The sequence below is a fragment of the Streptomyces sp. NPDC003036 genome (assembly GCF_040611175.1).
In the GTDB taxonomy this organism is placed as follows: Bacteria; Actinomycetota; Actinomycetes; order Streptomycetales; family Streptomycetaceae; genus Streptomyces.
The window spans coordinates 1-18,555 of the sequence record NZ_JBEXNO010000018.1 but is presented as its reverse complement, the minus strand read 5'-3'; the positions used below and the strand labels follow the sequence as shown (position 1 = coordinate 18,555).

The 18,555-nt window shown below is 69.4% G+C and carries 18 protein-coding genes, 1 tRNA gene and 1 pseudogene; 7 read left to right on the top strand and 13 right to left on the bottom strand.

Going from position 1 to position 18,555, the window contains the following annotated elements; translation table 11 throughout:
* Nucleotides 1-116 precede the first annotated feature (116 nt).
* Nucleotides 117-740, bottom strand: coding sequence for an amino acid transporter (locus tag ABZX67_RS15485; protein WP_355359733.1), 624 nt, complete (start codon nucleotides 738-740; stop codon nucleotides 117-119).
* A gap of 375 nt (nucleotides 741-1,115) precedes the next feature.
* The gene (locus tag ABZX67_RS15480; RefSeq protein WP_355359730.1) at nucleotides 1,116-1,820 is read right to left on the bottom strand and encodes a nucleotidyltransferase domain-containing protein; all 705 of its coding nucleotides are present in this window, start codon (nucleotides 1,818-1,820) and stop codon (nucleotides 1,116-1,118) included.
* Nucleotides 1,821-2,010: 190 nt separating this feature from the next.
* Here ABZX67_RS15480 and ABZX67_RS15475 point away from each other — a divergent pair.
* From ABZX67_RS15475 to ABZX67_RS15465, 3 genes and pseudogenes are all read left to right on the top strand, one after another.
* Nucleotides 2,011-2,352 (top strand): annotated as a pseudogene (locus ABZX67_RS15475) (DUF317 domain-containing protein); the annotation flags it as partial.
* 189 nt (nucleotides 2,353-2,541) lie between these two features.
* Nucleotides 2,542-3,351: a DUF317 domain-containing protein gene (locus ABZX67_RS15470; RefSeq protein WP_355360040.1), complete on the top strand. Its 810-nt coding sequence runs from the start codon at nucleotides 2,542-2,544 to the stop codon at nucleotides 3,349-3,351.
* A gap of 162 nt (nucleotides 3,352-3,513) precedes the next feature.
* Nucleotides 3,514-3,969 (top strand): hypothetical protein, encoded by a 456-nt coding sequence (locus ABZX67_RS15465; protein WP_141715527.1) that lies wholly within the window; start codon nucleotides 3,514-3,516, stop codon nucleotides 3,967-3,969.
* Nucleotides 3,970-4,102: 133 nt separating this feature from the next.
* Here ABZX67_RS15465 and ABZX67_RS15460 read toward each other — a convergent pair whose 3' ends face one another.
* The 5 genes from ABZX67_RS15460 to ABZX67_RS15440 all read right to left on the bottom strand — a co-directional run bounded on the left by ABZX67_RS15460 (nucleotide 4,103) and on the right by ABZX67_RS15440 (nucleotide 9,689).
* Nucleotides 4,103-5,839, bottom strand: a complete 1,737-nt coding sequence (locus ABZX67_RS15460; protein WP_355359725.1) for a relaxase/mobilization nuclease domain-containing protein — start codon at nucleotides 5,837-5,839, stop codon at nucleotides 4,103-4,105.
* On the bottom strand, nucleotides 5,836-6,231 hold the full coding sequence (gene mobC, locus ABZX67_RS15455) for a plasmid mobilization relaxosome protein MobC (protein WP_355359722.1): 396 nt from the start codon (nucleotides 6,229-6,231) through the stop codon (nucleotides 5,836-5,838). The genes ABZX67_RS15460 and mobC overlap by 4 nt, the downstream gene beginning before the upstream one ends.
* Nucleotides 6,232-6,532: 301 nt before the next feature.
* Nucleotides 6,533-7,825, bottom strand: a complete 1,293-nt coding sequence (locus ABZX67_RS15450) for a hypothetical protein (protein WP_355359719.1) — start codon at nucleotides 7,823-7,825, stop codon at nucleotides 6,533-6,535.
* Nucleotides 7,826-8,058: 233 nt separating this feature from the next.
* Nucleotides 8,059-8,760, bottom strand: a complete 702-nt coding sequence (locus ABZX67_RS15445) for an ATP-binding protein (protein WP_355360037.1) — start codon at nucleotides 8,758-8,760, stop codon at nucleotides 8,059-8,061.
* Nucleotides 8,757-9,689, bottom strand: coding sequence for a hypothetical protein (locus ABZX67_RS15440; RefSeq protein WP_355359716.1), 933 nt, complete (start codon nucleotides 9,687-9,689; stop codon nucleotides 8,757-8,759). Before ABZX67_RS15440 ends, ABZX67_RS15445 begins: the two co-directional genes overlap by 4 nt.
* 510 nt (nucleotides 9,690-10,199) lie before the next feature.
* Between ABZX67_RS15440 and ABZX67_RS15435 the strand changes: the two genes are divergently transcribed.
* From ABZX67_RS15435 to ABZX67_RS15425, 3 genes are read left to right on the top strand one after another with little or no spacing between them, the layout of a single operon-like run.
* Nucleotides 10,200-10,457, top strand: a complete 258-nt coding sequence (locus ABZX67_RS15435) for a helix-turn-helix transcriptional regulator (RefSeq protein ID WP_355359713.1) — start codon at nucleotides 10,200-10,202, stop codon at nucleotides 10,455-10,457.
* 46 nt (nucleotides 10,458-10,503) lie between these two features.
* Nucleotides 10,504-10,884, top strand: a complete 381-nt coding sequence (locus tag ABZX67_RS15430; protein WP_355359710.1) for a helix-turn-helix domain-containing protein — start codon at nucleotides 10,504-10,506, stop codon at nucleotides 10,882-10,884.
* A 50-nt stretch (nucleotides 10,885-10,934) separates the two neighbouring features.
* Nucleotides 10,935-12,464, top strand: a complete 1,530-nt coding sequence (locus ABZX67_RS15425; RefSeq protein ID WP_355359707.1) for a LacI family DNA-binding transcriptional regulator — start codon at nucleotides 10,935-10,937, stop codon at nucleotides 12,462-12,464.
* Between the two features lie 213 nt (nucleotides 12,465-12,677).
* On the opposite strand, the gene ABZX67_RS15420 is transcribed toward ABZX67_RS15425, so the two are convergent.
* The 5 genes from ABZX67_RS15420 to ABZX67_RS15400 all read right to left on the bottom strand — a co-directional run bounded on the left by ABZX67_RS15420 (nucleotide 12,678) and on the right by ABZX67_RS15400 (nucleotide 16,543).
* Nucleotides 12,678-13,385, bottom strand: a complete 708-nt coding sequence (locus ABZX67_RS15420) for a hypothetical protein (protein ID WP_355359704.1) — start codon at nucleotides 13,383-13,385, stop codon at nucleotides 12,678-12,680.
* A gap of 208 nt (nucleotides 13,386-13,593) precedes the next feature.
* Nucleotides 13,594-14,382, bottom strand: a complete 789-nt coding sequence (locus ABZX67_RS15415) for a DUF1883 domain-containing protein (protein WP_355359701.1) — start codon at nucleotides 14,380-14,382, stop codon at nucleotides 13,594-13,596.
* 266 nt (nucleotides 14,383-14,648) lie between these two features.
* A tRNA-Pro gene (locus tag ABZX67_RS15410) sits at nucleotides 14,649-14,722 on the bottom strand.
* A 28-nt stretch (nucleotides 14,723-14,750) separates the two neighbouring features.
* Nucleotides 14,751-15,491, bottom strand: coding sequence for a Pr6Pr family membrane protein (locus tag ABZX67_RS15405; protein ID WP_355359698.1), 741 nt, complete (start codon nucleotides 15,489-15,491; stop codon nucleotides 14,751-14,753).
* A gap of 113 nt (nucleotides 15,492-15,604) precedes the next feature.
* Nucleotides 15,605-16,543, bottom strand: a complete 939-nt coding sequence (locus tag ABZX67_RS15400) for a metallophosphoesterase (RefSeq protein WP_355359695.1) — start codon at nucleotides 16,541-16,543, stop codon at nucleotides 15,605-15,607.
* A 77-nt stretch (nucleotides 16,544-16,620) separates the two neighbouring features.
* Between ABZX67_RS15400 and ABZX67_RS15395 the strand changes: the two genes are divergently transcribed.
* The gene (locus ABZX67_RS15395) at nucleotides 16,621-17,085 is read left to right on the top strand and encodes a GatB/YqeY domain-containing protein (RefSeq protein ID WP_355359692.1); all 465 of its coding nucleotides are present in this window, start codon (nucleotides 16,621-16,623) and stop codon (nucleotides 17,083-17,085) included.
* An 89-nt stretch (nucleotides 17,086-17,174) separates the two neighbouring features.
* Here ABZX67_RS15395 and ABZX67_RS15390 read toward each other — a convergent pair.
* Nucleotides 17,175-18,555, bottom strand: a 1,381-nt coding sequence (locus ABZX67_RS15390; protein ID WP_355359689.1) for a penicillin-binding transpeptidase domain-containing protein, incomplete at its 5' end; no start/stop codon positions are given.

The window sequence follows — 18,555 nt, the reverse complement described above, 5'->3', positions numbered from 1 at the left end:
CGGGATCCTCCCGTACAACCACGTCTCCGCCGGCCTGAAGGCCCAGTCTGCCGACGGCAGGACGAGCCACCTTCTCAGTGCCAAGGTCCAGTCCGACCTCTACGACGTTCCACTGCTCACGTTCGGCTGACCGGCAGGAGCCGGCGGAGCCAGTGATGGGTGGGCGCGATCACTGTGATGGCGCCCGCCAGCCAAGAGCGCGCCGGGGCGTCCAGCAGCGGCAGTACCGCTTCGAAGTCAGTCTCGTCCTTGTCCCGGGTCGCCTTCGCCTTGTAGAAGAGCTGCACCTCGGGCGCGAGGTACGGGATGCCCGTCTCGCTTGTTCGCCCGAGTCGGTCGATCGGGAGCCGGATCTCTGGCGTGCGCCGCGAGACCCACTGGGTGCCCTCGGCTTCGCCCAGCATGAGCTGCACGGACCAGGGCGCCTTGGGCGTGCGGCGGCACCAGATGTCGTGAAGCGGCGGCCGTAGGAGCTCTCCAGGACGCCACGGTCGCAATTCCCCCTGGCCGGGCGGATCTGCCACGTGCAGGTCCCAGTCGGCCAGCAGGTCCCGTACGCGGGCCTGGTCGCGCCGGAGGACGAGGACGTCGAGATCGCCGTGTGCGCGCAGCTCGCGGCCGACCGCGAGTTCGATCGCGTAGCCACCGGCGATCCACCACGGGAAGTCCGCCTTGGCGAAGACCGCGGCCACATCCTCCGGACGATCCGGCACCCAGCGTCCCAACACGTCAGCACTCACCCGCCCATCCTCCCAGTGACCAGACGGGCGGAGGCGAAGGCCGACGGCGGGTCGGCGGTCTCGCTGGAGCGCCTGTCGCCCGCTCGCACCCTGTGCTCATAAACGCCCATGAGCATCAGGGCCACTGGCAGCCACCCTTGAGCGAGTGACTCGCGACCGGCCTCGTGGCCGGGGGCTTGAGCCACGACCATCCCAGGGGCCGGACACGCTCGGCCATGGTGCTTTATGAGGTTTCGTACGCCTTTCGGTGGCGTACGCACTGCCGCAGCCACTCCAGAGCCCTGCGAGGAGGCCACCGACGTCACCCGCAGGAGGTCCGCCGCCCGATGATTAGTGCGCCGTTCGCCGCCCCTCGTGTCTCGGTCCCCGCGAGGTTCATGAAGTTCCACCACGCTTGTAGCCGACCCACAACCGACCACCGGCCTGCCCGATCACCTCGTCCACAGCGGCTACGAGGGGCTTTACCCGCCCCTCTAATACCTCCCGCAGGCCACGGTGCAGTCGCAAGCTGAGCCCCGGTGAGGTCGTCTCCAGACGGCGTGCGAGCCACTTTCCACCTCCGCCCCACGAGCCGCCGATGGCTAGTGCCAACTCGCCCGTCCGTCGAACCAGTTCGGTGGCAATGAACAGTCGCTCGCTCTGGTCGCTGCTCCCTGCGAGGTCGTCGAGAAGGTCAGTGATCGCGTAGCGGCGATCATCGATCTCCTCGGCTGACACCATGGGTGGCCCTGCGGCGGTCAGCTTTCGGGCCTCAGCTGCGATGCGCGCTCCGACTCCGTCAGTGTCGAATAGCAGCTCACCGTCGGCGCACATCCAGAGCAGCGGCGACCGGCGATTGCGTACTTCCCGCTCAACGTACGCGTACCACGTCGCTTCGGTGTGCACGAACATCTCCACCGGCCAATCGTCGCTCCGGAGGCTGGCCCGGTATGGGGCGGGGGCTCCGCGGAGCAGGACCACGATGTCGAGGTCCGACATTGCCGTGCGGCGGCCCGTCACGACGCTGCCTCCCAGGAAAGCAGCCAGAGCGTCAGGGTGGTGCTCATCTACAACGGCACGTGCGGCCTCGATCGCATCCATGCGGCAACTATCAGCATTCTGCCAACCACACGCACGCCGTTTCTCCGCCGTACGACGGCGCGGTCTCACGCCTCGTCGCAGTTCGCCCGGGGCAGACAGCAAAGATCGATGAATGACTGGCCAACGCTGCAATGGCATGTCAACGTGGACGACCTTCTGGTAAACCACCAGGTCAAAGAGGTGATCGACTGTGATTCCGGAACCCCCGCGTCCGGGATTCTCCACCACCATAGAGGCCCTGCGGTTGCGTGAGTGGCAGCTCGGCCCGGGCCAGCCCACGCTCGTAATGGATCAGTTCTGCGCCGACGACTTCAACCTGGTCGTCGACGACCGCGCGGACGTACACGTCAACTCGAAGGACGGCTCCTTCTATCTCGGATGGTTCCCGTCCGGCCGCCCGGGCACCGACAGCGAGGGATGGAAGATCGCCGTTACTGGTACGGCCAAGGTACGCGGCTACCAGATGTCCTTCGACACCGAGACGCCGGCCGATATCGTCGCCGCCGCAGTCGCTCGCGTGCTGGAGACCTCCAGCAGGTGTGACAGCAGAGGCTCGAGTCGGAGCCCCTCGGGTGGACCGGTGTCCGCCTCGCCGAGCCGCAATGCGGACACGAAGCTCGGTCATCTGCCACCCGAGGCCGGCATACAACCGGCCCGGCACTCCTGACCAGCGCCACACACCGCCAGCGGCAATGAGTACCCCGACGCCTTTGGAGGCACCCTGCATCCCGACTTCCCGGTCGGCCCACTCACCCCGGCCAGCGACCCGTCCGCATACTGGGTCGGCCCCCGCCACCTGGCTGGTGACGACGGACGTCTCTACGACGCCGTCGCCGACACTCTCGCTGGTCTGGGCTGGACGAGCCTGACGATCGTCCGTGGTCGCCAGGAGCCGGACGAGGCTCCGGAGGACCGCCAGGTCCTGCGCAGCACCGTCCTTCACATCAGCCCCGACTCCCTGCGGTGGGCGCAGTGGGTCTGGCCGGACGAGCCGTTCCATCTGGGGAATCTGCCCATCGCCTGGCAGGTCTCCGCCCGTACGGACCCGAGCAGTCCGCTCGCCCAGTGGTCGGCCTACTTCACCCCCGAGGTCCCCGCAGAGGCCCTCGCCGACTTCCTCGTCGCGCTCGACGCCCGCGATCAGCCCGCCCTGTCGCTCGGTGGCCCCGAGCTGGTCCTCGACGCCGTTACCGCCCACGGCTGGCTGCGTGACGTCGACCAGCCCGGCACGGGAGCAATCGATCCGACCTTCGCCTCCCACATCCGCCTTGGCGAGGTGCCGCCACTCATCCAGGACGCCGACTCTCGGGCGCTGGTGGCTCAGGCGGACGAGGCGGCCCTGGCTGGATGGCAAGCGTGGGCCGAGCCGGTACCCGGCGCGGGATACCTGTGGGCGGCTTCCTTCGGCCCCAGCGTGCCGCACGACCTCGTTGCCGCCTTCGCCGACTCCCTCAGCTCCAGCGCACCGGTCCTGCGCCGGGTGCTGCCGGAAAGCACACGCGACCGGCTCCTTCGCGCTCCAGCCAGCTAGGGCCAGTCCGATGGGTCGGTCACAGCTGAAGACCGACCTCCGCCCGACTGGCGGGACCGTCAGCGACGACGCCCAGCACGTTTCTGCCGAACGGGGGAACACAAACTGGGTGCCGACCTCAAGCGCATGGCCCAAGGCCAGCCAATCGTGAAAATCGCGGTCATGACATCGATGACGGAGACCTTCCACGAGGCCCTGCGAAATGCGCTGGCCAGTCGGGACACGGTCAGCATCCGAAGCACCCTGGTTGAGATGCTGCAACGAGACCCCTCCAGGACGGAGGTCTCAGCAGCCCACAAGGCGGCCCGAAGGATCGCTGAGGACGGGGACGCGGTCCTCATCTCCCTGCTTCCAGACCAGGCCGGCGCCGACGCCTACGTGCCTACGGGCCGCGGGGGTAGGAGTCGGGCCTCGAACTACCTGACCGTGGACGAGGAGATCATCAAGGACTTGCCCTGCCGCGTCGAGCTCGCCACAGAGAAGTGGGACGCGATCATCGACGAAGGCATGCGGCTCACCCAGCAGAAGATTGAAAGCGACCCAATGCTCTCGGCGTTCCTGCCTGGCTGGCAGGCCGAACCACGTGCCGAGAAGAGAGCCCGTCTCGCGGCCAGCTGACCCACCGTCCAGCGCGCCTGTGCCAACAGACAAGGGATGAAACGCGACGCAGGCGAATGGAGCATCGAAAAACCACCGGTACTCCATCGCCGCACCGCCTCGTCGGCGCCCGCACAGATCCACGACCCATTGGTTAGCGCCGACGGTTGGCGTCGTTCGCTGCGCTGGGCGCCGGCTGTGTGGAGGGCGCCGGGAACATGGTGCGCGGACTGCCTTGGGTCGGGGTGCCGTGGGGACTTACGGGTAGGGCGGGCAGGTGGGCGCTGCGGCGCAGGCGCCAGACGAGCACGTCGCTGATGGAGGTGGCGGTGTCGAGCTCGCGCCGTCGGGTGGCTTCGGCGAGCAGGGCGGCCGGGTCGTGGCCGGCTCTACGGGCGTCGTCGAGGGTGGTGGCCAGGGCGGGCCAGCCCGGCTCGGCCCGGATTCGTTCGGCCAGCTCTGGTAGCACCTGGTGGAGAAGGTCGGCTTGCCGCTGCCGGACACGCGCGGCCAGACGCTGGCCTCGCTGGCGCAGGAGGGCCATGGGTTGGGCTGCGGCGGCTTGGTAGGCGGCGCGGAGGTGATGGGCGGCTTGTTCGGCGGCGGCTGCCTGTTGGCTGTGGTGCTTCCTGGCGTGCCAGTTCGCCGCGGCGGTGGCGAGGAAGAAGGCCATGTCGATGAGCATGGCGGTGGTGGCGCCGTCTTCGCCGCGGCCGAGGGCGGGACCGCTGTGGACGAGATCGCGGGCAGCCTGGCGCAGGGCGCGGTCGTGCCCGCGTACGGCCTTCACGTGGGAGCGGCTGGCCCGCTCGAACACGAACGCCGCCTCGCGCAGCTGAGCGCGGGTGTGGGCGGCGGAGGTCTTGGCGAGCGCGTCGAGGATCTCCCCGGCTGCGGCGATCTGGGCTGCCGCTGTGCCGTCGTCGCCGTGGTCGATGATCAGCAGGGCCTGCCAGGTGGTGGCGGAGGCCCGGCGCCGTGCGAACGCGGGACCTGTCACGTCCGGCAGGGCGGGTCGCTCCGGCCCGGAGCCGTCTGCCGAGGCGGCAGCCTCCGCGGGAAGGGCCCAGCGTTCGCGGATGCGGGGCAGGGACAGATCGGGTGCGAGCGTGGAGCCCGCGTAGAACACCGGCTCCTTCTCACCGTTGCGGTCATCAGGCAGCGCGACCTTGTAGCCGAGCAGGTCGCCGGAGGGCGCGATGCGCTTGCGGATCAGAAGACCGGCGGCGGCCAGCCGGTCGAAGAACTCCTCCTCGCTCGTCGCGCCGGCCACCGCACGCCGTACGGTCTCCCGGAGCTCCTCGCGCGCCGGGCGCTCCCGACCCTCGCGTTCGGCCTTGTGCCGCTCCGCACTGGTGGCCCGCTTGGCGGCGGTGCCGTCCCCAGGTGCGACCTGGTGTAGGCCGAGTTCCTTTTCGATCAGACGGCACTCGGCCTGGGCGCGTTTGCCGGAGCGGTGGTGATCGGGACGGCGGCCGTCCTCACGGATCAGGGTGGCGATGATGTGGATGTGGTCGTCGGCGTGCCGGACGGCTGCCCAGCGGCAGCCAGCGCCGTCGCCAGGGTCGATGCCGGTGGCGGCGACCATGCGACGGGCGATATCGCCCCACTGCTCGTCGGACAGGATCGGGTCGTCGGGGGCGGCGCGCACGGAGCAGTGCCAGACGTGCAAGTCGGGACGCTGGTCCGCGTCGAGGAGGGCGAGGGGCTGGTCGAGGAGGTGCTGGAGGTCCTTCTTCGTGACCGAAGGGTCGCGGCCGGGGTCCGGGGCCATGCCGTCGAACGAAGCGACCAGGTGCGGATCGACGTGCTCCTCGTGGGTGCCCTTGCCGTAGAGGTAGTGCAGGAGGCCGAGGGTGTTGCTGCCCTGCTTGTGGATCCGAGGGATCAAGCCGTCTCTTCCTCCTGTCGGTTAGTGATCCTGTCGGCTGCCCGCTGGGCGGCCTGCGCGGCGCGTTGCAGATCATCGAGAGCCGCGGCGAAGTGTGGTGCGTCGGCACCGGAGTTCAGTGCTTTGGCGATTTGGTTGACGTTGCTGCCGGCCCAGCCGAGCTGGCGGCGTACGCCGAACAGCGCGGTCAGGACATCACGCTCGGTGGCGATGGCCGCCGCGGTACGTGCTTGGTCGCGGGCGGCGGCCAGGGCGGAATAGGCGAGGAACCCGGCCACGCTCATGCCGACGTGTTCGGCGCCAGCCTGGATGATGGCGAGTTCGTGTTCGTTGAGCCGGACGCTGTGGGCGGGGCGCTGCCTCTTGTCGCGCGGGCGTGACTTCCCCTTCATGGCCTTGCCCTTGTGGCTGGCCTTGCCTGGCTGTGATCCGCCCTCGGTCGCAGCCTTCCCGTCCGGCGCCCCCTGGCGCAGGTCGGGCCCCGCCACCCCCGGGGCGGGGTCGGGTCCGGACACTCCCCCAGCGGGGGAGTGTCCGGACCTCCAACTTGCTCCGCTTGGGGCAGGCGTCATCTCCCGAGTGACGGCGGTGTCGTTGAGGGCCTTGGAGGTGGGATCGTGCATGTGCTCTCCCAATCGTGGGGGAGTGGGCGCGGGTGGTGTCAGCTGGGGGGTGGGATCCCCGCGGCCTGCCTCAGTGGGGATGGCTGGCGCGAGCGGTCTTCAGCTCGGCCTTGACGGTGCGGACGACCTCGGCGGCGCGGTCGCTGGCGATGCGGTAGCCGTCAGCGCGTACAGCCGCCTCCAGCAGGTCGCGGGAGAGACGTTCGGTGTCCTGGTGGATGCGGTGGGCGTACTGGACGAGGACGTCCCAGGAGGCGTCGGGCTTGCGGCCCGGCCGCTTCGGTTTCGCTTCCGCGGCATTGCCCGGATCGGCCCCCGCTGCCTCGCCCGCTATCGGTTCCGGGCGGTCGGCTGGGGCTGCGGGGTGTTGCGGGCGGTCACCGGAACTCGCGCTGGAGCGGTCTGCGGGTTCCGGGCGGGCGGATTGCGGGCGGACCACCCGGTGAGCGTCTTCGTTGCCCGCATTCGACGGCGAAGAGCCGCCCGCCGTCTTCGCCCGCTTCGGAGAGATGGCGCGCGGGCGGGCCTGCCCGGAAGTGCTGGGGGCGTACGAAGCCGGGGCGTGCCAGCGCGGGGGAAGGGTGATGGAGGCGAGGCCGAGAGCTTGTTTGCGAGTGGCGAGCTTGCGCAGCAGCAGCTCGTCCTGGAGCGGGTCACCGTCGACGTCGGCCCGCTCCAGCGCCTCGTGCAGGCGATAGGAGAGGCGTCGGCCCCACAGCCTGCCCCGCTGCCGCTCGGTCATCGCTTCGGCGCGGAGGATCAGGGCGACGGCTTCGCTCAGGGCGCGCTCGCGGATGAGCCGGGCAGCGTCGGCGTCCTGGTCGGCGATGCCGAGCCGGGCCAGCAGCCGTTCGCGGGTCTGTCGGACAAGGACGGCGGCCAGACTGTGGGAGGCGGCCTGGGGGGTGCGGTGGCGCAGCTCGATGCCCATGGCCAGGTGCCACAGCATGGCGGCCATGACCGGGCCGATGAGAGCGCGCACGGTGCCGCCGACGAGCCCGAACTCGGCATAGGCGGGGATGATCTGCACGCCGGTGATTACCCACACCAGGGCGCCGGGGAGCCCCGGCGCGCGTGCGGGCCCGTTGAGGTTCTGGCGTGCCATCAGGGCGGTGGCGAACAGGGCGAGCTCGGCGGTGGCGAACATGAAGGCGCGCTCGACGGTGCTGCCCATGTCCAGGTAGTCGGCGGCGAAGCGCCAGCTCGTGTCGGCGCTGTAGGCGGTGCAGCCGAGCGCGGCCATGGCCGCGACGGGCACTGCGACGGTGCCGCGCCAGCGGTTGGTGCCGGGCGCCCGGCGGCGCTGCTGGCGGATCAGCCATCCGACGAGCAGGCCGAGCAGCACGAGGGAGATAAGCAGCATCACGGTCGTCGTCGGGGACGTGGCCCAGTCGGGGAGGAGCGGCGTGCCGCTTACCCGGGTAGCCAGGGGGACGAGGGCGAGAGGAGGCAGGAGGGGGCTCCAAGGTGTGAGAGGAGACGGGAGGGCAGGACTGTCATGGCAGTGCGTTGAGCGGCCCCCGCGCGCGAGGCCGGGCGCGGGCCAAGGCAGGTGTGAGCGCGGGCGGCGCGGCGAGGCAGGCGGCGGGCGGCCGGTTAGGCGACGGGCGCGGTGCGGCGTCGTCGGTCGGGGCCGTCGAGGATGACGCGCTCGGTCATCTCGGCGAGGCGGGAGGCGACGCGGTCACCGAGGGCGACGCGTAGCTGCTCCGTCGGGAGGTTGGTGGTGATGAGGGTGGGGAGCATGTGCTCGTACCGGTGATTGATAAGCCGGTAGGTCAGCTCCTCGGTCCACTCGCTTGTCTTGGCCGCACCGAGGTCGTCCAGGAACAGCAGCGGGCAGCGCGCCAGAGTCTGCAACTCCCGTTCGGCGTCATGGCCAGCGCGGGGACGCAGGCGAGCGTGGAAGTCGGCGGTGGTGATCGCCTCCCAGCGCAGGCGGACGCCACGGGCGAGCAGCCTGCGGATGGCGCCGTACGCCTGGTACGTCTTGCCTGTGCCCGTGGGGCCGGCGATCAGCAGCGACGGCCCTTCGGCGATCCCGGGCCCGCCGGGGCCGGGGCGCCCGGCGCGGGTGATCTCGTCGGCCCAGACGGTGACCTTCGGGTGGTCGGCCAGAGCTCGGCGGTAGCGGGCGGGGATCCTGGCATCGGCGAGTTCCAGCCCGGTGACGGGCTCGACGTGCCCTTCCTCGACGGCGGCACTGGCGAGGTCGATGCCGCGACTGGCAAGGATGCCGTTGAGCCGGTCGGCGAGCGGGCCGACCCGATGGGGCTCGCGGGTGAGGGTGGCGGTCAGAGGTCACCTCCGTAGGCGGCTTCGACATCGGCGGGGTTTGTCCACGCCCTGTGGACAACCGGCGCGGCGGGGGCCGCGTTCATGGCTTCGTGCACGAGGCTCGGCAGCGTGCTGGGGTGCAGGCCCTTGGCGCGGTGCAGGTCGAGCCCCGCTCGGACGTGAGCGGGCGCGATGCCCTCCTCCAGCAGCTTGCGTGCCTCACGACCGAGATGGCCCAGGACGTTCCCGGGCGGACGGTGTGCGCAAGCGGCGGCGTACTCGGCGATGAGCTGGTTGGCCGAGACGGTGCCGGGTGCGGGGGCGCTCGCGCCCCCCGAAGGGGTATCTCCTAGATCCATGATCCTAGGTCCTAGATCCGGACCGTGAGGCGTCACCGCTCCCTCACTGAACCCGCCCTGCCGTCTCACGGAGGACTCCGTGAAATCGCTCTGATCTGCGGTTTCCTCATTTGGGGCGGGATTCACCGCAGGGTTGTGCACTTGCCCGGAGCCCTCACGGAGGGCTCCGTGAGACAGCGGTGCGGGCTCCGTGATGCCAGCCCCCGCAGCCGGCGCGCCAACGCCCGGCGCGGTGCGAGCCGGCGCGTCGTGGTGCGGGCAGGCTGGCAGGCGGCTCGTGCTGGGGCGGTTGATCTTCTGATGCTGCCGCCAGGTGACGATGTGCAGGTAGCGCTTGTCGTCCGGGCCCTTGTAGCGGCAAATCAGCCCAGCGTCGGCGAGCTGGGCGAGGTCCTTCTCGACGTCGGCAGGTGTGTGTTCGGGGCGCAGGACCCACAGTTGCCCGGCGATGATCGCGGCGTGATCGCGGTGGCGGCCCTGGTCGTCAGCCTGGGTGAGCAGGCCGAAGAAGGTGCGCTCGGCGGTCAGGGAGACGGCTGCCAGGGACTCGGAGACGAAGGCTTCCGGCTTGATGGTGCGGATTCGTGCCAAGAGGGGCGGTCCTCACTCGGTGGCCGGTGGGCTGGGCGCCCACGGTTCACCATCGGTCGGGGGCGGAGACGGGCGTGAAGGGCGGGGATGTCCGGCCGTTGGCGCGGGAGCGTTGATGGCCGCTCGCGCTTTCCTGGGTGTCGTCAACATAGCCACACCCAGGTCGCACAAGTCCAGCCCTATCCGGCGCAATCTCTCACGGCAGAAATGCCACTGAAAAGCGAGTCGGAGAGGGCGGTGCGAAAACGGTAGAGCACGATCGGCGGTTGACCAAAAAGTTGCCCCGCGTCCCGAGACAGAAGGATCACATCGGCAAGCCGTTGACGTCCTGCGAGCGACGAAGCTACAACACAACACCCCACGTCAGAGAGGTTCTCTGGTGTTGGGACCCGTTCGGGGATCCGGCCTTGCGCAGCACCCCGACCGCTTCGCTAACCGATTGAGCGCGGCGCAACATAGCCGACGATCGCCGGTTAACCAAACCGGCGAATGCACGCTACAACTGGGGCCATGGCAGCACGATCTCTGGAAATAGGGCCCGCAGGAATGCTGGCGGCTCGAACCATCGGAATTCTCCGCACGGAACGCGGCCTTGGGCAGCGTCAACTCGCCGCGTGGTGTACCGCTTTGGGTCGTCCTATGTCCAACACGATGCTGTCCCGCATCGAACTCGCCAAGCGGCGATGCGATATCGACGACCTCGTCGCCATCGCCGAAGCCCTGCAGGTATCACCCGCCGCCCTCCTCCAGGGCCCGGGCGCCGCCTGAGCCGCTCACGCATCCGTCCCCGTCCTCGCGACCAGGAGCCGCCCCCTTGCACCGATCCACGCCCGCGCCCGGCCCCCACAGGCCGTCCGACGCCCCTCCGCCCCGCCTCTTCTGTCCCGAGGAGATCGCCGACACCCTCGGCTGCTCGGCCTGGTGGGTCAAGGACCGAGCACGACGGCGCCTGATACCGCACACCCGGGTGGGCCGTGCCTACCGCTTCACCGCCGAGCACCTTGCGGAGATCATCCGCCTCTACGAGGAGCGGCCGGCCAAGCCTGCACAGGCAGCCGCAGGGGCGACCGAGCCGTTCTCCGCGCCCGGTGCGCAGACCGGCTCCGCGCAACCTCGTCGCCCTGTCGTTGCTCCGACGACCCGCCTACGAGCCCGTCCCCCGCGTCGACAACAGCAGTACAGCGCTGTCGCGTGACCCGAGCGAATCTGCCGTAGACGAGACAAGGAAGAAGGGGACAGCGGGACTTGGGTTTCGCGGAGAAGCGCGGAAACTACTGGCGCGGCCGGTACAAGGTCGCGCCCGGCAAGCACAACACGGTCGTCGACGAGAACGGCAAGGCGATCAGGTTCGCCACCAAGGGCGAGGCCCAACGGGCAGCGGCTGAGGCCGAGAACAAGTACCGGCGCGGCGACTGGCGCGACCCGGCCCTCGGCCGGGAGACCTTCGGCGAGTACGCGAACCGCTGGTACGAGGCCCAGGACCTGGCGGCCTCCACCATGCAGAACTACAAGCGCCACATCGAGGAGCACCTCCTCCCCGACTTCGAGGACAAGGCGCTCGCCGGCATCCTGCGCACGGACGTCGACCTGTGGGAGAAGAAGGAGAAGGCCGTGTACGCGGCCTCCAGCGTCAAGACCTGGCGCTCGACGCTCCACCTGATCTTCGAGGACGCGATCGACGAGGGCCTGATCACGTCCAACCCGGCCGCCCGGCGGCGTGGACGGGGTAAGCGCGCTGGCCGTTCCCGAGATCGCGGCCCGGAGAAGGTGGTCACCGACGCGCTCGGCATCCTGCTGACCGCCGAGCGCGCCGCCCTGCTCTCCGGCCGCGACGACGAGTTCGTCGCCGTGGTCCTCAAGGGGTACACCGGCATGCGCTGGGGCGAGATCGTCGGCCTGGAGACCGCGTTCGTCCGCCCTGGGGCCGTCCGTGTCGAGTGGCAGCTGTACGAGCTCGACACGGGCGAGCTGGTGCGCTGCCCGCCCAAGGACGACAGCTACCGCACCATCGACTCGATGGACTGGCTGTCCGCGCTGGTCGCCAACCACATCGCCCGCACGAAACCCGTGCCGTGCCCCTGCCACGGCAAGACATACGTCTTCCGAGGGCAGGGCGCGGCCCGCACAGGCGGCCACCAGGGCGCGAAGCTCGTCGACGTCGCCCGTCGCGCCGGCGTCTCGACCGGCACGGTGTCCAACGTCCTCAACCACCCCGAGCGCGTCACCGAGGCCACGCGAGAGAAGGTCGAGCAGGCCATCACGGACCTCCGCTTCGTCCGGGGCGGCGTCGTGCCGGAGCATGCCGCCCACTGGCGCAGGAACGGTTTCGCGACGTGGCTGTTCACGCCGGCGGTCTCTGGCTGGTACCCGAAGAAGGCGCCGCAGGAGCCACGGCCGGTGCCCTTGCTCGGCGAGCCTTGGCCCGGCGTCCCGGCCCGGGGGCGGGGTGCCAGCGAACGGGCCGAAGCCTGCTGGCTCCCGATAGCCAAGGGACTCACGCCCCACGGCCTTCGCCACACCCACCGGACGATGATGGAGGACCTGGGAACCGAGAAGGTACTCATGGACGAACGCATGGGCCACATCGACGGCTCGGTCTCGGCACGCTACGCCCACGTCACCCCAGGCATGCGTAAGCGCCTCATGCTGGGGCTGACCGAGCAGTGGGAGGCAGCACTCGACGCACGTTTGGCCATGAGTGGCACGTCACCAGTGCGCGTGCTGAGTGATCTCCTGCGGGCACGCGAGGTGTCACGTGTGCCCATCAAGTCGTAGCAAACAGAGTGCTGTGCCCTCCAGCGACCCCTGCCGGAGGGCACAGTCATGTCCCCGAAGCCTGCGCGAGGCCGTCGTCTCGGCGCGGTCGGCCATGGGGGCACGTAGATCGCTTGGTCGTCCGGGGCCGACCCACGAGGCGTCTGCACCACGAAGATCGTCCCCTTGTCATCATGCGACACCGCGTCCGCCGTACGACTGCGCCGGGGGGACTCATTCCTGCGGCCCAGGTCTCGACCCGTCCTGCCGTGGCGCGACAAGTCGGGACTGCACGTAGCGGCCTGACGGGCGTAGGTGCCGCTCCGGATCACGGATACCGGCGATCTCTCCCAGCCCGATTACATACGGCTTCAGCCGTTCCTGCAGTTGGCTGAGCTCTACGCGGAACGCGGCGTGCTGTGGCCACTCGGACTCGTCCTGGTCGGGGTGACGGTCTTCGAAGTCCTTGAGGCTGGGGTGCCACTTGGCCAGGAACGGAGCGAGCTCGAAGTTGAGGATATCCAGCGCCAGTTCGTACACCGAGTCCCCCTTGGCGGGGGGAGGAGGGGTTGTGTAGCCCTCCAGGGGCTCGCGATAGAGATCGAATAGCGTCTTGAGTGAGGTAAGGGCCTCGCGCAGGTTCCCGCTGCCTTCTTCCAGCGGGCGAGTGGCCACCCGGGTGGCGGCTTGGAAGAACATCCGTTGCGCGGCCTGACGCATGTCCGCCTTGGTGGTGAACGACATTTCGTTGCCGAGGAAGACGAGGCGGACTTCTGTCAGCTGAGCTGACCTGCGGTACAGCTCCAGACCGAGGACTGCGGCGACGCCGATTAGACACCCCACGATGACCGACAGCCGCTGCCCGCCGGTCTGGCTGATCGAGTATGCGGCAATACCGATCACGCTGCCCATAACGCCGGCTAATACCGCGCGCAACGCCACGCGAACTGCGCCACTGCCTCCCCGCCCACTCCACCTGGCCATCGGTCCCCCTGTCGTACTGACTCCGTCTTGATTGGCGTCCCTAGCATCTGACACGACGGCCACCTCCCGTTCTCCGGGGCTCGTGTGCTCCCTTCTCCGGTGAACGTGGCCATGCCACTCTAGAGAGGGTGGGCTGGCAGCTGACTCGGCGACAGTGCTCCCGGGCTCAAGGTGGGCCTTCTTCTCTAACCACATCAGCGATCTGCCGTGCGATCTCCTCGATGGAGTATTCGCTTGTGCTCATAGCCACTTTGTCCGCGAGCGAGGGGCTGTAGCGCCGGACGTCATCAGCACTCAGGTTGTGCCAGATCGGCAGGAGCGACTGCTCGCCAGCCACGTTGCGGGTGACGAGTCCGTCGAGTTCGTGGTTGGTCCAGCCTTTGGCGAAGAACGGTTCGGAGAGCACGACGATGCCGAATCGGCTTGCCCTGATCCCTTCATCGATCTTGCGGCGGAGGCTGTGGCCGATCCGCATCTGGGCTTCGTCGAGCCAGACAGTCACGCCAAGCTTGGCAAGTGCGTCCCGAAGGGGTCGGGCAACAGCGCCTTTGTCCTCAGACGCGTGGGAGATGAAGACGTCCCACGTCTGGCCCCCGAGCACGTCCCCGGCAGGCTCCTCCGGCTCATGGACTGCGACGGAGCGGGCCGGGCTGCCCTGTGCTTGCTGAGCCGGGGGGAGGAAACCCCGCGGAGGCGGCTGGACCTGGACAGAGGCGGCGATACGACCGGAATAGCCACCCAGGTCGATGGCCACGACCCAGTGTCCGTTGCTGGGGATGGTGATCCGGTGAGGAGAGCGAGTGACACGACCGCCCAGGTATCGATACGTCCTCCCTGACTTGTACTTGCTGTACTCGCTGCGCATCATCACCTGGACGTTGGCTTGGTTACGCAGAGTAACGATGACTGCGGAACCTCCCTTGAGGTTGCCGAGATCTTTGTAGAGGTGGTCCACGGTTGCTCCTGGGAACGTGCGGCCGAGCACGTCTCAGGGTAGGGACCGCCCCTGACAAGCGGAGGGTGATGCGGAGCAGGGGCAAACCCCTGTCGGTGGGACGCTCGACTCCCGTCGGTGGCGAGTCCTTCGGGGCAGCGCTCGCGGGAGCCGCCTGGGAGCCGGATTCCGTAGTCGGCTCCCAAACGGCTCCCAAAACGGGGCCACAAAGCAAATCAGGCCCGGCGCTGATCTCTCAGCACCGGGCCTGACCTGGTGTTTCTCTGTCGGGGTGGCGGGATTTGAACCCACGACCTCTTCGTCCCGAACGAAGCGCGCTGCCAAGCTGCGCTACACCCCGATGTCGGCCGGTGTCCCGGCGACGTCGTTTACTTTAGCCCACCGGCGCCCGGAGACGAAATCCGGTTTTCGCGGAGCCGTGGCGTGGGCCTGATCCGGTCCAGGCCGACGAGCGCGAAGGCCAGGGCGGCGAAGGCCAGGCCCAGCGTCGCCGCGTCCGTCAGGGTGGTGGCGTAGCCGTGGGCGGCGACGTCGAGGAAGGGGTACGGGTAGCGGGCCGGGGTGCCGGGGGAGAGGAGGGCGCCGCGGGTGAGGGCGAAGATGAGGTACGCCAGGGGGTAGAGGAGCCACAGTGCGGCGTGGCGGGGGCGCAGGCCGCCCGGGCGGATCAGGAGCAGCCAGTCGAGGGCCGCCGCGATCGGCGTCACCGTGTGGAGGAGGTGGTTGGCGAGGAGGTGCCAGCCGGTGGTGGTCGACGTGCCGCCGTCGGTCATCGAGAAGCGTGCCGCGTCGTCCGCCAGGAGCAGGTGGTAGACGGCGCCGGTGATGGTGATGAAGAGCAGGGTGCCGCCGCTGATCACCGGCGGCAGCGGCGGGCGGCGGCGCGACCAGGCGCGGTGGGCCGACGCGGCGAAGACCGCCGCGACCAGGAGGTTGCTCTGGATGGTGAAGTAGCTGAGCACCCGGCCCGGACTGCCGAGGGCCAGGTCGATGGCGACTCCGGTGAGCGCGGCCAGCGCGATCAGGGCGCGGAAGGCGGCCGCGTACGGGCGGCGGACGGGAGGGACGACCGCCGATGCGGGCACATGCGTCGAAAACGGGGCAGTCATCCCTCCACCGTAGGGGGTCCTTGATCAGAACCGGGTGCCTCAGCGGTGCCTGAGCAGCGCCGGACAGCCCGGGGCGCCGCAGGGATGCTTGACCAGCCCCTAGGCGCCCGTGATCAGTCCCGCGCCGTCAGCGTCAGCAGCGTCGCCTCCGGCGGGCAGGCGAACCGCACCGGCGTGTAGCGGTTGGTGCCGCAGCCCGCCGAGACGTGGAGGTACGCGGTGTTCCCCCCGGCGCGGTGCGTGGAGAGGCCCTTCACGCGGTCCGTGTCCAGGTCGCAGTTGGTGACCAGCGCCCCGTAGAAGGGGATGCACAGCTGACCGCCGTGCGTGTGGCCCGCCAGGATCAGCGGGTAGCCGTCCGCGGTGAAGGCGTCCAGGGAACGCAGGTACGGCGCGTGGACGACGGCCAGGGAGAGGTCCGCGTCCGGCTCCGGGCCGCCGGCGACCAGGTCGTAGCGGTCCCGCTTGATGTGCGGGTCGTCCAGGCCCGTGAACGCCAGCTCCATGCCCTCCAGCTTGAGGCGGCCGCGCGTGTTGGTGAGGTTCAGCCAGCCCGCCTCGTCGAAGGCGTCGCGCAGCCCCTCCCAGGGGTTGTGTACGGCGCCGACGGCGGGCGCGTTGCCGTTGAGGCCGTGGCGGCCCTGGGCCTTCTCGAGCAGGTAGCGGGCCGGGTTGCGCAGCTTGGGCCCGTAGTAGTCGTTGGAGCCGAAGACGTACACGCCGGGGAATTCGAGGAGCGGCCCGAGCGCGTCCAGGGCCTCCGGTACGCCGTCGGGGTCGGAGAGGTTGTCGCCGGTGTTGACGACGAGGTCCGGGCGCAGCCCGGCGAGGGACTGGAGCCAGGCCCGCTTCTTGCGCTGGCCGCTCACCATGTGGATGTCGGACACCTGGAGGACGCGCAGGTCGCGCATGCCGGGCGGCAGTACGGGGACGGTGATCCGGCGGAGCCGGAACGAGCGGACCTCGAAGCCGGCGGCGTAGACCAGGCCGGCCGCGCCGACCGCTGCGATTCCTGCGGTGACTTTCAGGGGGACTCCGTATCGCGCGCGCATGAGGCCATCGTCCCAGACGGAGCAGCGCGCGGAAATCAGCGGGCGTGCAGGTCATCGCACCTGCCACACTTGTGCGCATGACCACGCTCAAGTCCACGCTGCAGGAAGACCTCAACGCCGCGATCAAGGAGCGCGACGAGCTGCGCTCCTCGACCCTCCGGCTCACCCTCTCCGCCATCACCAAGGAGGAGGTCTCGGGCAAGGAGAAGCGCGAGCTCTCCGACGACGAGGTGCAGAAGGTGATCGCCAAGGAGGCGAAGAAGCGGCGCGAGGCCGCCGAGGCCTTCGCGCAGGGCGGCCGCACCGAGCAGGCCGAGCGCGAGAAGGCGGAGGGCGCCATCCTCGACGCCTACCTGCCGCAGCAGCTGAGCGACGACGAGCTCCGCTCGATCGTGTCCCAGGCCATCGACGAGGCCAAGGCCGCCGGCGCCGAGGGCCCGCGCGCGATGGGCGCTGTCATGAAGATCGTCAACCCGAAGGTGTCCGGCCGCGCCGAGGGCGGCCGCGTCGCCGCGGTGGTCAAGCAGCTGCTCGCTGGCTGAAAGCCACTGCCGATCACGAGCCACGGCACAGGGGCGCCCACCGGTGTGTCGCCGGTGGGCGCCCCTGTTTTCCGCAGATGATCAGCCGCTCAGCGGTTCCGGTCCCAACCGCCGTTGCCGCCGCCGTTGTTGCCCTGGCCGCCGCGTCCGTTGCCGCCGCCGATCAGGTCCGGCGGGAGGGAGATGCCCGGCCACGGCGACTGGCCTCCGCCGCCTCCGCCACCCGGCTTCGGGTCGTCGCCCGGCTTGCCCTTCCCCTTGTCGTCGGGCTTCGGCGCGTCCGGGATGTCGACGCGGACGAAGTCGGGCGAGTCCTTGCCCTCCAGCGCGCCCGTCATCGCGTCCTTCCAGATCGGGCCGGGGACCTGACCGCCGAAGACCTTCTCGTGGTACTGCCCGCCGATGGTGATGTACTCCATCTCCACCTGCTGGCTGGCGCTGCCGACCCACACCGCGCCGCTCAGGTTCGGCGTGTACCCGACGAACCAGGCGTTCTTCCGGAAGTCCGTCGTACCCGTCTTACCGGCGTTGTCGCGGTCACCGAGGCCCGCCGCCCGGCCCGTACCGGAGTCGACGACTCCGCGCAGCAGGTGGTTGATGGAGTCGGCCGTCCGCTCCGACATGGCCTTGGTGCACGAGCTCTTGGGCACCTCCAGGCTCTTGCCGTCCGCCGTCTTGATGGACTCGATGGCGATCGGCGTGCAGTACGTGCCCCGGTTGGCGAAGGTCGCGTACGCCGACGCCATCGTCAGCGGTGAGATGCCGGTGGAGCCGAGGGTGAGCGGTGAGGGCTCCTCGGGCAGCTTCTGGCCGTTGCCCTGCACCACACCCAGCTTGTTCGTCATCTCGACGACCGGGCACAGGCCGATGTCCTCGATCATCTGTACGAAGTACGTGTTGACCGACTTCGCCATCGCTTCCTGGAGCGCGTACGGGCCGACCTCGGTCTCGTTCTCGTTCTCCAGCCGCTGCTTGTCCCCGTAGTTCACCCACGGCTTGCCGCTGCACGTCGAAATCGAGCTCGGGTACGGCATCTCGTACGGCGCCGAGTACGTCTGCGTCGGCGGCCTGCCCTGCTCCAGGGCCGCCGCCGCGACGAACGGCTTGAACGTCGAACCGACCGGGAAGCCGTAGTTCGAGCCGCCCATGCGCTTGTCGACCGAGTAGTTGATCTGCGTCTCGTCCTTGCCGAAGCCGTACGGCTTGGACTGGCCCATCGCGAGGATCTTGCCGGTGCCGGGCTGGACCATCGTCACCGCCGTCGCGACCTTGTCGCTCTGGTAGACGTGTTCCGTTATCGACGCCTGCGTCGCCTTCTGCGCCTGCGGGTCGAGCGTCGTGCGGATCGTCAGGCCGCCGCGGTTCCAGATCTTGTTGCGCTCCTCCCGGTCCTTCCCGAAGACCGGGCTGGAGAGGAAGGCCTCGCGTACGTAGTCGCAGAAGAAGCCCGCGCCGTCGACGGCGGTGATG

Coding starts and splice junctions, on each gene's coding strand:
- ABZX67_RS15480 (WP_355359730.1), bottom strand. CDS start 1,820: ATGGATGCGATCGAGGCCGCACGTGCCGTTGTAGATGAGCACCACCCT.
- ABZX67_RS15465 (WP_141715527.1), top strand. CDS start 3,514: ATGACATCGATGACGGAGACCTTCCACGAGGCCCTGCGAAATGCGCTG.
- mobC (WP_355359722.1), bottom strand. CDS start 6,231: ATGAAGGGGAAGTCACGCCCGCGCGACAAGAGGCAGCGCCCCGCCCAC.
- ABZX67_RS15450 (WP_355359719.1), bottom strand. CDS start 7,825: ATGCTGCTTATCTCCCTCGTGCTGCTCGGCCTGCTCGTCGGATGGCTG.
- ABZX67_RS15435 (WP_355359713.1), top strand. CDS start 10,200: ATGGCAGCACGATCTCTGGAAATAGGGCCCGCAGGAATGCTGGCGGCT.
- ABZX67_RS15405 (WP_355359698.1), bottom strand. CDS start 15,491: ATGACTGCCCCGTTTTCGACGCATGTGCCCGCATCGGCGGTCGTCCCT.
- ABZX67_RS15400 (WP_355359695.1), bottom strand. CDS start 16,543: ATGCGCGCGCGATACGGAGTCCCCCTGAAAGTCACCGCAGGAATCGCA.
- ABZX67_RS15395 (WP_355359692.1), top strand. CDS start 16,621: ATGACCACGCTCAAGTCCACGCTGCAGGAAGACCTCAACGCCGCGATC.